The 9,964-nt window shown below is 72.4% G+C and carries 9 protein-coding genes and 1 pseudogene; 4 read left to right on the forward strand and 6 right to left on the reverse strand.

Translation table 11 applies throughout. The features are described from left to right. A pseudogene (locus K6I34_RS23170) lies at positions 1–231 on the reverse strand (hypothetical protein); the annotation flags it as partial. 99 nt (positions 232–330) lie between these two features. Here K6I34_RS23170 and K6I34_RS23175 point away from each other — a divergent pair. Further along, positions 331–1,416, forward strand: coding sequence for a DUF5937 family protein (locus K6I34_RS23175; RefSeq protein ID WP_229328260.1), 1,086 nt, complete (start codon positions 331–333; stop codon positions 1,414–1,416). A gap of 117 nt (positions 1,417–1,533) precedes the next feature. Here K6I34_RS23175 and K6I34_RS23180 read toward each other — a convergent pair whose 3' ends face one another. Further along, entirely contained in the window at positions 1,534–2,133 is a 600-nt protein-coding gene (locus K6I34_RS23180) for a short chain dehydrogenase (protein WP_229328261.1), read from the reverse strand. A 130-nt stretch (positions 2,134–2,263) separates the two neighbouring features. Here K6I34_RS23180 and K6I34_RS23185 point away from each other — a divergent pair, with 130 nt between their 5' ends. Continuing rightward, positions 2,264–3,121: a LysR family transcriptional regulator gene (locus K6I34_RS23185; RefSeq protein ID WP_229328262.1), complete on the forward strand. Its 858-nt coding sequence runs from the start codon at positions 2,264–2,266 to the stop codon at positions 3,119–3,121. A 133-nt stretch (positions 3,122–3,254) separates the two neighbouring features. On the opposite strand, the gene K6I34_RS23190 is transcribed toward K6I34_RS23185, so the two are convergent. Together K6I34_RS23190 and K6I34_RS23195 are read right to left on the reverse strand one after the other, a co-directional pair. Next, the gene (locus K6I34_RS23190; RefSeq protein ID WP_229328263.1) at positions 3,255–3,932 is read right to left on the reverse strand and encodes a response regulator transcription factor; all 678 of its coding nucleotides are present in this window, start codon (positions 3,930–3,932) and stop codon (positions 3,255–3,257) included. A 101-nt stretch (positions 3,933–4,033) separates the two neighbouring features. Beyond that, on the reverse strand, positions 4,034–5,230 hold the full coding sequence (locus K6I34_RS23195; protein WP_229328264.1) for a sensor histidine kinase: 1,197 nt from the start codon (positions 5,228–5,230) through the stop codon (positions 4,034–4,036). Between the two features lie 175 nt (positions 5,231–5,405). Between K6I34_RS23195 and K6I34_RS23200 the strand changes: the two genes are divergently transcribed. Together K6I34_RS23200 and K6I34_RS23205 are read left to right on the forward strand one after the other, a co-directional pair. Continuing rightward, positions 5,406–6,410 carry an SAM-dependent methyltransferase gene (locus K6I34_RS23200; protein ID WP_229328265.1) on the forward strand — a complete coding sequence of 335 codons (1,005 nt, stop codon included), beginning with the start codon at positions 5,406–5,408 and terminating at the stop codon, positions 6,408–6,410. A 13-nt stretch (positions 6,411–6,423) separates the two neighbouring features. After that, on the forward strand, positions 6,424–7,575 hold the full coding sequence (locus tag K6I34_RS23205; RefSeq protein ID WP_229328266.1) for an NADH-quinone oxidoreductase subunit D: 1,152 nt from the start codon (positions 6,424–6,426) through the stop codon (positions 7,573–7,575). 33 nt (positions 7,576–7,608) lie between these two features. On the opposite strand, the gene K6I34_RS23210 is transcribed toward K6I34_RS23205, so the two are convergent. Further along, the gene (locus K6I34_RS23210) at positions 7,609–8,790 is read right to left on the reverse strand and encodes a hypothetical protein (RefSeq protein ID WP_229328267.1); all 1,182 of its coding nucleotides are present in this window, start codon (positions 8,788–8,790) and stop codon (positions 7,609–7,611) included. A 75-nt stretch (positions 8,791–8,865) separates the two neighbouring features. After that, positions 8,866–9,849, reverse strand: a complete 984-nt coding sequence (locus K6I34_RS23215; RefSeq protein WP_229328268.1) for an ABC transporter substrate-binding protein — start codon at positions 9,847–9,849, stop codon at positions 8,866–8,868. Positions 9,850–9,964: the final 115 nt, after the last annotated feature.

A 9,964-nucleotide genomic window follows, 5' to 3' on the forward strand; every position in this document is an offset into this window, starting at 1 on the left:
CCGTACGAGGGGGCGGGGCCGGGCGGCCGCTTCCGGCCGCAGGAGGCGGAGCAGCGCGCTCCAGCGAGCGCGGCGGGCGGCGACGCGCTCGTCGACGATGGCGCGGAAGGCGTACCAGGTGCGGAACTCCCGGATCGTCCGGAGCTCGCCCTCACCGGGGGCGGGCGGCGCGGACTCGTGGTGCTGGGCAGTGCGGTAGAGGTCGAGCAGGTGCTGCTGGGTGCCGTTCATGGCTCCACCCTGCGCCGGGTGTGGAGGTCGCGGCCCGTCGATTGACGAGGACCGTCAATCGACGGCCCGACCTGCGAGAAGAGAGGAGACGATGAGCGCATGAGCGTGGACATCGACATCGCCGGCCTGCCGCCGGAGCGCATCCGGTTCTGTCCGTCGCCCCTCGCGGAGCTGGGCGCGATGCTGCACGCCCTGGCCGAGCCCGGGCACCACCCGGGGCTGCACGGCTGGGCCACCGCCACAGCCTCCGCCCTCGACGCGGACCTCGCGGACCGGCTGACGGAGGCGGACTTCCTGTGGCGCTCGACGCGTTCGGACCTGCTCCTGCCCGCCGTCCCCCGGGCCACGCTCGCCGAGGAGCTGGACGATCTCGACCGGATGGACGACGAGGACTTCACCTCCGCCGCCTTCGAGATCACCTGCAACTCCGAGTACGGGAAGGGGTGGCCCTCGCCGCTGGTCGACGAGCGGCAGCGGGCGCGGGTCCTGGAGCTCTCCGCGGCCCGCGGGCCGCGGCAGGCGACGTTCGTGGCGCGGATGCTGGAGGACCCCGGCCCGCTGCGCGGCTGGCTGCGGCGCCTCCTCGAGGACTGCGAGCGGGCGTTCTTCAACGACAACTGGCAGCGGGTCAGGGTGCAGCTCGCCGCCGACGCCCGGCAGAAGGGGGACCTGCTCCGCCGCAAGGGCCTCGCGGCGGCCCTCGAAGCGGTCTCCCCCGCGGTCTCGCTGGGCGAGGACGGGACCCGCATCGTCGTCGACAAGCTGACCAGTGGCCGGACCAGGGCGGGGCGGGAGCACGGCGTCGTCTTCGTGCCCACCGCGTTCGGCTGGCCGCATCTGTTCGCCGTCCACCGCCCCGGCTGGAGGCCGGTCGTCCAGTACCCCGTGGCCGCCGCCGAGCTCCCCCAGCCCACGGCCCTGCGCCTGGTGCAGCGGCGGATGGAGGCGCTGTCCCACCCGGTGCGGATGAGGCTGTGCCGGACGCTCTCGCGCGGCCCGCACACCACGGGCGAGCTGGCCGCCGCGTACGACCTGACGCCGCCGGAGGTGTCCCGGCACATATCCGTCCTGAAGAAGGCGGGCCTGCTGAGCACGCGGCGGCGCGGGCGCTACGTCCTCCACCAGCTCGACCTGACGACGGTGGCCCGGCTGGGCAGCGACTTCCTGGAGACGGTGCTGCGCTGATCCCGATGGCTCCGAGTCCCGATAGCCGCGACGGCCCCGATAGCCGCGACGGTCCCGATGGCTCCGATGGTCCCGATGGCCCCGAGCGGTCCCGCGACCGCGAGGGAGCCGGGGTCCTCATCCCACGCGGTAGACCTGGCCCGTCTGCCGTCCCTCCACCGAGCGGACGTACGCCTGTGCGACGCGCGCGGCGGGGACCGGTTCCATGCCGGGGAAGAAGGCGCCGTACGCGGCGACCGACTCCGCCACGATCGTCGGGCTCACGGCGTTGATCCGCTGCGGCGGCAGCTCGATGGCGGCGGCTCGGACGAATGCCTCCACCGCCCCGTTCACGGCGGAAGCGGCGGCGCCCGCCGGGATCGGCTCATGCGTCAGGATGCCGCTGATCAGGGTGAAGGAGCCGTGCGGAGGCAGGTGCCGGGCGCCCTGGCGGACGAGCTCGATCTGGCTCAATGCCTTCCCCCGGAAGGAGGCGGCGAAGTCGGCGGCGGCCAGTTCACCCAGCGGCTTGAAAACGGCGTCGCCCGCCGCGCACACCACCGCGTCGAGGCCCGTCACCTGCCCGTAGAGGCCCGCCACCGCCTCGGGGTCGGTGATGTCGCGGACGACGTCGCCCTTCGTCCGTCCGACGGTGACCACGTCGTGGCCGCGGTCGGTCAGGGCCGTGCGCACCGCGGTACCCAGGGTGCCGGAGGCACCGACGAGGAGAATCTTCATTGCCGACCTTCCAGAAAGCGAACGGAATCGAGAACCGCGGAACGGGGGCCGCCCCGCGGACACCCCCGACGCTAGAAGGCCGCCCCCGCATCCGGAAATGCCTTCTGCGCAGGGACTATGCTCCGGACGCATGGATGATGTGGAGCTGCGGCACCTCAAGGCCCTGGTCGCCATCGCCGACGAGGGCACGGTCACCGCGGCGGCCGCGCGCCTGCGCCTGACGCAGCCCGCGCTGTCCCGCACGCTCGCCCAGCTCGAACAGCGGATCGGGGTGCGGCTCGTCGACCGTTCGTCCCGCCGTCTGGCCCTGACCCCGGCCGGGAGCACGCTGCTGGAGCACGGCCGGGCGATCCTCGCCCACCTCGACGCGGCGCTCGCCGACACGGCGACCGTCTCCCGGCCCCTGCGGCTCGGCTACAACTGCGCCGTCCTCGGCCGGCAGACCGTGCCCCTGCTGCGCTCCTGGCGCCGGGACCACCCGCACGTCCCCCTGGAGCTGCGCCGGATGGACAACCGCACCGCCGGGCTCGCCACGCGCGAGGTCGACCTGGCGATCCTGCGCGTCCGGCCCACCGACCCACGCATCGAGGCGGAGGCCCTCTACCTGGAGGAACGCGTCGCCGCCCTCCCCGACGACCATCCGCTCGCCGCCCGCGACACGGTCACGGCGGCCGAGCTCCACACCGAAACGCTCGTCGTCTGCCCGGAGACGAGCTCGGCCGGGGTCGAGCTGTGGCCCCCGGAGCTGCGGCCGCTGCGGACGGTCGAAGTACGCAACGTCGACGAATGGCTGACCGTGGTCTCCGCCGGTCAGGCGATCGGCCTGGCGGCGGCCGGCACCCGGGAGAGCCACGCGCACCCGGGCGTCCGCTACGTCACGGTCACGGACGCCCCTGCCGCGACGGTGTGGCTCGCCCGTCCGGCGCGGCCGACGCACCCGGCGACGGATACGTTCCGCGAGGCCGTACGGGAGGTCGTCTGCGGCTGAGCAGGGGTTGGGCAGCGCCCCGAAAGGGGCGCGGGGAACTGCGCGACCGGCCACGACGCAACCCGCAGTCGCGCACCAAGCGCAAGAGGCACCCCGGTAGGCGCACCCGAAAACCCAGCCGCACCCAGCCCGGTCAAGCAGAGGGCGAGCCCCCCGCGCGCACAAGACCGCTCTCGTACGCGAGGACGACCACCTGCACCCGGTCCCGCAGCCCCAGCTTCGTCAGGATGCGCCCCACATGCGTCTTCACCGTGGCCTCCGACAGCACGAGCCGTCCCGCGATCTCGCCGTTGGACAGGCCCTGCGCCACGAGCATCATCACCTCGCGCTCGCGGTCGGTGAGCCTGCTCAGCTCGGCGCTCGTCGGCTCGTTGCCCGTGCTCGGGAGCATGGGGGTGAAACGGTCCAGCAGCCGCCGCGTCGTGCTGGGCGCGACCACCGCGTCGCCGCTGTGCACGGCACGGATCGCCCCGAGCAGTTCGGCCGGCGGCACGTCCTTGAGCATGAAGCCGCTCGCGCCGACCTTGAGCGCGGAGAACGCGTACTCGTCCAGGTCGAAGGTGGTCAGGATGAGCACCTTCGGCGCGTTCTCCTGCGCGCAGATGCGACGCGTCGCCTCGACGCCGTCCAGACGCGGCATGCGCACGTCCATCAGGACGACGTCCACCGCGGTACCGGCGAGGACCTCCAGGGCCTCCTCCCCGTCCCCGGCCTCGGCGACGACGTCCATGTCGGGCTGGGCGGCCAGCACCATACGGAAGCCGGTACGGAGGAGCACCTGGTCGTCGACGAGCATGACCCGGATGGACATAGAGATCCCTTTCTGGACGGGTTGGGCACTGCGAAGGCAAAGCTGTTCGGGGCCGGAGCGGCCGGAGGACCCGGACGGACCGGAGCGGCCTGTGGAGCCGGTCAGCGACCGCCCGGCTTGGCGGGCAGGAGCACGCTGATCCGGAAGCCTCCGCCGGGCCGGGGCCCCGCGTCCAGCGTGCCGCCGACCATGCCGACGCGCTCGCGCATGCCGATGAGACCGTGGCCCATACCGTCGGCGCCGCCGGACTGGTACAGCTCCTGCTGCGCGCCCCGGCCGTCGTCCTCGATCAGCAGCCCCAGCCCGTCGTCGAAGTAGGTCAGGCGCACGCTCGCGCCGACGTTGGGCCCGCCGTGCTTGCGGGTGTTGGTGAGCGCTTCCTGCACGATGCGGTACGCGGTGAGCTCGACGCCGCTCGGCAGCGGGCGCGCGGCGCCCTCGATCCGGAAGTCGACCGGCAGGCCCGCGCGGCGCACCTGCTCGACGAGCTCGCCGAGCTGCTCGACGTCGGGCTGCGGCACGTACTCCCCGCCTTCGGCGGTCTCGTCGGTGCGCAGCACACCCAGCAGGCGGCGCATTTCGGCCAGCGCCTGGCGGCCGGTGCCGGAGATGGTCTCCAGGGCCTGTTTCGCCTGTTCGGGGGATGCGTCCAGGACGTACGCGGCGCCGTCGGCCTGCACCACCATGACCGAGACGTTGTGCGCGACGACGTCGTGCAGCTCGCGGGCGATCCGGGCGCGCTCGGCCGTGACCGCGAGCTTCGCCTGCTGCTCGCGGTCCTTCTCCAGCTGTTCGGCGCGCTCCTCCAGCTGCGCCCAGTACGCGCGGCGGGTGCGCATCGAGTCGCCCATCACCCAGGCGAGGATGAACGGGACGGTCAGGAAGCCCACCATGATCATGGTCCGGAAGACGTCCGTGTCGTGCGCCCAGCGCAGCGCGGCCGCCGCGGAGGCCAGCAGACCGCCGGCCAGCGCCAGCCGCGAGGCCCACTTCACATGGCCGGAAGCGACCGTGTAGACGATCACGAGCATCGCGAAGTCGTACACGTTCGGCTGGATGTCGCCCGCGAGCTGCGCGGCACCGGTCGCGATGGTGAGCAGCAGCATCTTCTCCGGTGCCCGCCGTCGCAGGGCGACCACCAGGCACAACGCGATCGAGACGACGGCGCCGCCGAGCCGGTGGCCGATGGTGCCCGGCTGCTCGGCGACCGCGAGCCCGCTCATACAGAACAGCAGCAGTGCCCAGAAGGAATCCACACCCGTCGGGTGCCTGCGGAGGAAGTCGTAAAGGCGCTGCACGTCACCCAGCGTAGGCATGTCGCGTACGTGCCGGGGTCAACCGGACGATCGATCCGACGACGCCCCGCCTACTCCCCAAGGTGGAGGCCACCCGCCCGCCAAGGGCGCATAGCGTGTGCGCATGGCACGTATCGCACCTGGGAGAACGCCTGGGGAATCACCTGGGGAAAACGGAATGCGGACCTGGCACGCGGCCACGGAGCTCGCCCTGTACGGGCCGAAGGGCTTCTACCACCGCCCCGAAGGCCCTGCCGGGCACTTCCGTACCTCCGTGCACGCCTCCCCGCTCTTCGCGGGGGCCGTAGCGGAATTGCTGCGCCGGGTCGACGAGGCCCTGGGGCACCCCGCGGAACTCGCGTTCGTCGATGTCGGCGCGGGCCGTGGCGAGCTGCTGACCGGAGTGCTCGCGCGGACCGCGCCCGAGCTGGGCGCGCGGCTGCGTCCGTACGCCGTCGAGCGTGCCGGGCGCCCCCCGGAACTCGACCCGCGCATCACTTGGCAGACCGTCCTCCCCGAGGGTGTCGAGGGGCTGCTTTTCGCCAACGAGTGGCTCGACAACGTGCCGGTGGACGTCGCCGAGGCGGACGCGGAGGGCGTCGCGCGCCAGGTGCTCGTGCAGGAGGACGGCGAGGAGCTCCTCGGCGGTCCCGTGTCGGGTGAGGACGCCGTGTGGCTCGCCCGCTGGTGGCCCCTCGACGGCGCGCCGCCCGGCAGCCGCGCCGAGATCGGCCGGCCGCGCGACGCCGCCTGGGCGCGGGCGGTCGGCAGCCTGCGGTCCGGGCTGGCCGTCGCCGTCGACTACGCGCACCGGCGCGACGCGCGCCCGCCGTTCGGGACGCTGGCGGGGTTCCGCGAGGGCCGCGAGGTGCGCCCGGTGCCGGACGGTTCGTGCGACATCACCGCGCACGTCGCCCTGGACGCGTGCGCGGGCCCCGGCAGCACCCTGCTGACCCAGCGGGAGGCCCTGCGCGCCCTGGGCGTGGACGGCGGCCGCCCGCCGCTCTCCCTCGCCTCGTCCGACCCGGCCGCCTATGTACAGGCCCTGGGCACGGCGGGCGAGGCGGCGGAGCTGACGGCCCCGGCCGGCCTCGGCGGCTTCGGCTGGCTCGTGCAGCCGGTCGGCGGTGCCTGCGCCGGGCTGCTCGACGCCGCCGGAAGGCGGCCCGGGGCGGAAGGCTGACAAACTACTCCCCATGGCCCCTACCTCTGAGACGACAGTCGGCATCGGCGGCGCGGCGGAGAGCACCGACATGGTGCTCAACATCGGCCCGCAGCACCCGTCCACCCACGGTGTGCTGCGGCTGCGGCTCGTCCTCGACGGGGAGCGGATCCGGGAGGCGGAGCCGGTCGTCGGCTATATGCACCGGGGCGCGGAGAAGCTGTTCGAGGCGCGCGACTACCGGCAGATCGTCATGCTCGCCAACCGCCACGACTGGCTGTCGGCCTTCTCCAACGAGCTCGGGGTCGTGCTCGCCGTGGAGCGGATGCTCGGCATGGAGGTCCCGGAGCGCGCCGTGTGGACGCGCACGCTGCTGGCCGAGCTGAACCGGGTGCTCAACCACCTGATGTTCCTCGGCTCCTACCCCCTGGAGCTCGGCGGGATCACGCCGGTCTTCCACGCCTTCCACGAGCGCGAGCAGCTCCAGACGGTGATGGAGGAGGTCTCCGGCGGCCGGATGCACTACATGTTCAACCGGGTCGGCGGCCTGAAGGAGGACCTGCCCGCGGGCTGGCTCGGCCGGGCCCGGCAGGCCGTCGCCGACGTGCGCTCGCGGATGGACGTCTACGACCGGCTCGTGCTCGGCAACGAGATCTTCCGGGGGCGCACGCGGGGCGTGGGCACGCTCTCGCGCGAGGCCGTGCACGCGTACGGGGTGAGCGGGCCGATCGCCCGCGCGTCCGGCGTGGACTTCGACCTGCGCCGCGACGAGCCGTACCTCGCGTACGGCGAGCTGGCGGACACCCTGCGGGTGGTCACCCGTGAGGACGGCGACTGCCTGGCGCGCTTCGAGTGTCTGCTGGACCAGACGCACAACTCGCTGGAGCTGGCGGAGGCCTGCCTGGACCGGCTCGCGGAGCTGCCGCCCGGCCCGATCAACCAGCGCCTGCCGAAGGTCCTCAAGGCCCCGGAGGGCGCGACGTACGCCTGGACCGAGAACCCTCTCGGCCTCAACGGCTACTACCTGGTGTCGAAGGGCGAGAAGACCCCGTACCGCCTGAAGCTCCGCTCGGCCTCCTTCAACAACATCCAGGTCCTGACGGAGCTCCTCCCCGGCACCCTCGTCGCCGACATGGTGGCGATCCTGGGCTCACTGTTCTTCGTCGTGGGCGACATCGACAAGTAGCGGGGGCCCGAGGGCGGGCACCCCGCTCCGGGGTCAGGAGATGGCGCTCCGCAGATCCGCCACGTCGATCTGCTCCGTCTCGTCATGCTCCGTCAGATCGATGATGTCCTCCCCGGCCGATGCCGCGGCCTCGGCCCCGGCATCGGCGTCCGCCTCGGCCAGCGCCTCCTCCCCCACGACGTCGGCGAGGTCCGTCTCCTCGACCGGTCGGCCGGCAGCCGAAGGCCGCTGGGTGCCGAAGAAGTCGAACCCGCCCTGCGTACGCGGCGCGGGCCGCGCCTGCGGCGGGACGACGGCAGCGGCGGCTCTGACCGGCACGGGCGCCTGGGCAGACGCGACAGCCTCAGTGGGCTTCACAGCCTCACCCGAGTTCACGGTCCCAGCGGACTTCGCGGTCTCAGCGGCATTCACCGATCCGGCGGCCTTCACCGGTTCGGCGGAGACGGCCACCTCGTCGAGCTCCACCGGCCCGGCGGCCCTGGGCACCTCGGCCACCCTGACCCACTTGCCCGGCGCGGGGACCTTGACCGACTCAGGAGCCTTGGCGGGCTCGGGGAGCTTGACCGACTCAGGGGCCTTGGCCGACTCGGGGAGCTTGACCGACTCGGGGGCCTTGGCGGGCTCGGGGACCTTGGCGGTGGTCACGGGGCGCTCGGCGGCCTTCCGCTCCAGGTCGCGCAGCGCGTCCGCCGCGGCGCGGAACGCGGACGCGGTGACGGGCAGGGCCGTCTCCTCCGCCGTCCGGTCGGCTGCCGCGGCACTCTTCGCGCCGCGGGCCTGGCGACGGCTCTCCAGCGCGCTGGCCCGGCCGGTCTCGGCGGCGGCGTAGCGGCGCAGCAGGTCGGCGTGTTCGGTGCGGAGCCGGGCCAGTTCGGCGCGCTTGCCACGCAGCTTGAGCTCGACCTTGGCCCGGACGGCGCGGGCTTCCTCCAGCTCCGTCTCGAGTTCGGCGATGCGTTCCTCGGCCTTCCACTCCTCGCGCGTACGGGCGGCGGTGAGCTGGGCGACCCGCTTTCCTGCGGAGCGGTCCCAACGGCGCATCAGCACGGCACCGAACACCGCGGCGGCAGCAGCAGCCGCGGCGAGGCCCCGGATGACGACCGTTTCACCTACCACCCAGGCGCCGGAAGCGGCGGCGACCGACGACGCGGCGACCGTCGCGGGAGGGAGCAGCCTGTGCAGGGCGGGCGAATGGCGATGGCGTCCTCGTGGCATGGCCTGAAACTTACCGTGCGTCGCCTCAGGAGTGTGACTCCACCACCAAACTCTTCCCTTGATCTTACTTCTCTCCTACTTCTTCTCCTCCGTCAGCAACCCTTTGTCCTTGAGGTACTGAGCCGCGACATCGGCGGGCTTGAGCCGCTGCGCGTCCACCTTCTTGTTGAGTTCGGTGAGATCGGCCGTGGTCAGCACCTTGTTGAGCTTGCCGAGCGCGTCGGCGATCTTCTGCGAACCGGCCTTCCGGGCATTCACCACGGGCAGGACGTTGTCGGAGTTCTGGAGCTTCTTGTCGTCTTCGAGGACGACGAGTCCGAACTGTTCGAGAGTGGCGTCCGTGGTGGTGGTCAGCAGCATCTGGTCCTTGCCGGACTTGACGGCCTGCTTGGCCTGCGTGCTGCCGACCTCCAGCGGGTCGATCCCGGTGACGTCGATGCCGTAGGTCTTCTCCAGGCCGGGCTTGCAGAAAGGCCGTTGCGAGCATTCGTCACCGGCCGCCAGCCTGACCTTCTCCTTTGCCCCGCCCAGGTCGGAAAGGGTCTTGAGCTGGTGTTTCGCCGCGAAGTCGGCGGTGACCGCGAAGGCGTTCTGATCGACGGCCTGTCCCGCGTCCAGCACCTTGAGGCCGCGCGGTTCGGCGAGTTTACGGAGCGCCTTCACCGTGGCGTCGGCGTCCGCCGAAGCGACCGGGGAAGCGTCCTTGCCGTTCTGCTTCTTGTTCAGGAATTCCGTGAGGGTCGCGGCATACTCGGGAACGACATCGATCTTGCCCTTCTCCAGCTCCGGTTCATAGAGCTCACGGGCGTCGACGGTCTTGATCGTCGTGGAATATCCGGCGTCCTTCAGCAGCCCGGCGTATATCTCGGCGAGCACTTTGGACTCGGTGAAGGAGGCCGATCCGATGACCAGTGATCCTTCGCCGGACGCGGCGGAATTACCCCCGCCACCGGACTTCTCCAGACTGTCGCCGCCGCACGCGGCGAGACCCGCCGTCAGAGTGGCGACGCCCGCCGCCGCCAGCAGGGCACGGGTGACGGTGCGCGGGGTCCTGCTCATGGGAACTCCATCCATTCGGACAGGCGGCCGGTGCGTCCGGACGCCCTGTGATCGGTCGTCAGTGCCGGGGCGGGCAGGGCGGCCGCCTCACGCGGGGCTGCCCACGGTGGGGGAC

The sequence above is a fragment of the Streptomyces sp. UNOC14_S4 genome (assembly GCF_020740835.1).
Taxonomy (GTDB): domain Bacteria; phylum Actinomycetota; class Actinomycetes; order Streptomycetales; family Streptomycetaceae; genus Streptomyces.

Coding starts and splice junctions, on each gene's coding strand:
- K6I34_RS23175 (WP_229328260.1), top strand. CDS start 331: ATGAGCGTGGACATCGACATCGCCGGCCTGCCGCCGGAGCGCATCCGG.
- K6I34_RS23180 (WP_229328261.1), bottom strand. CDS start 2,133: ATGAAGATTCTCCTCGTCGGTGCCTCCGGCACCCTGGGTACCGCGGTG.
- K6I34_RS23185 (WP_229328262.1), top strand. CDS start 2,264: ATGGATGATGTGGAGCTGCGGCACCTCAAGGCCCTGGTCGCCATCGCC.
- K6I34_RS23190 (WP_229328263.1), bottom strand. CDS start 3,932: ATGTCCATCCGGGTCATGCTCGTCGACGACCAGGTGCTCCTCCGTACC.
- K6I34_RS23200 (WP_229328265.1), top strand. CDS start 5,406: ATGCGGACCTGGCACGCGGCCACGGAGCTCGCCCTGTACGGGCCGAAG.
- K6I34_RS23205 (WP_229328266.1), top strand. CDS start 6,424: ATGGCCCCTACCTCTGAGACGACAGTCGGCATCGGCGGCGCGGCGGAG.
- K6I34_RS23210 (WP_229328267.1), bottom strand. CDS start 8,790: ATGCCACGAGGACGCCATCGCCATTCGCCCGCCCTGCACAGGCTGCTC.
- K6I34_RS23215 (WP_229328268.1), bottom strand. CDS start 9,849: ATGAGCAGGACCCCGCGCACCGTCACCCGTGCCCTGCTGGCGGCGGCG.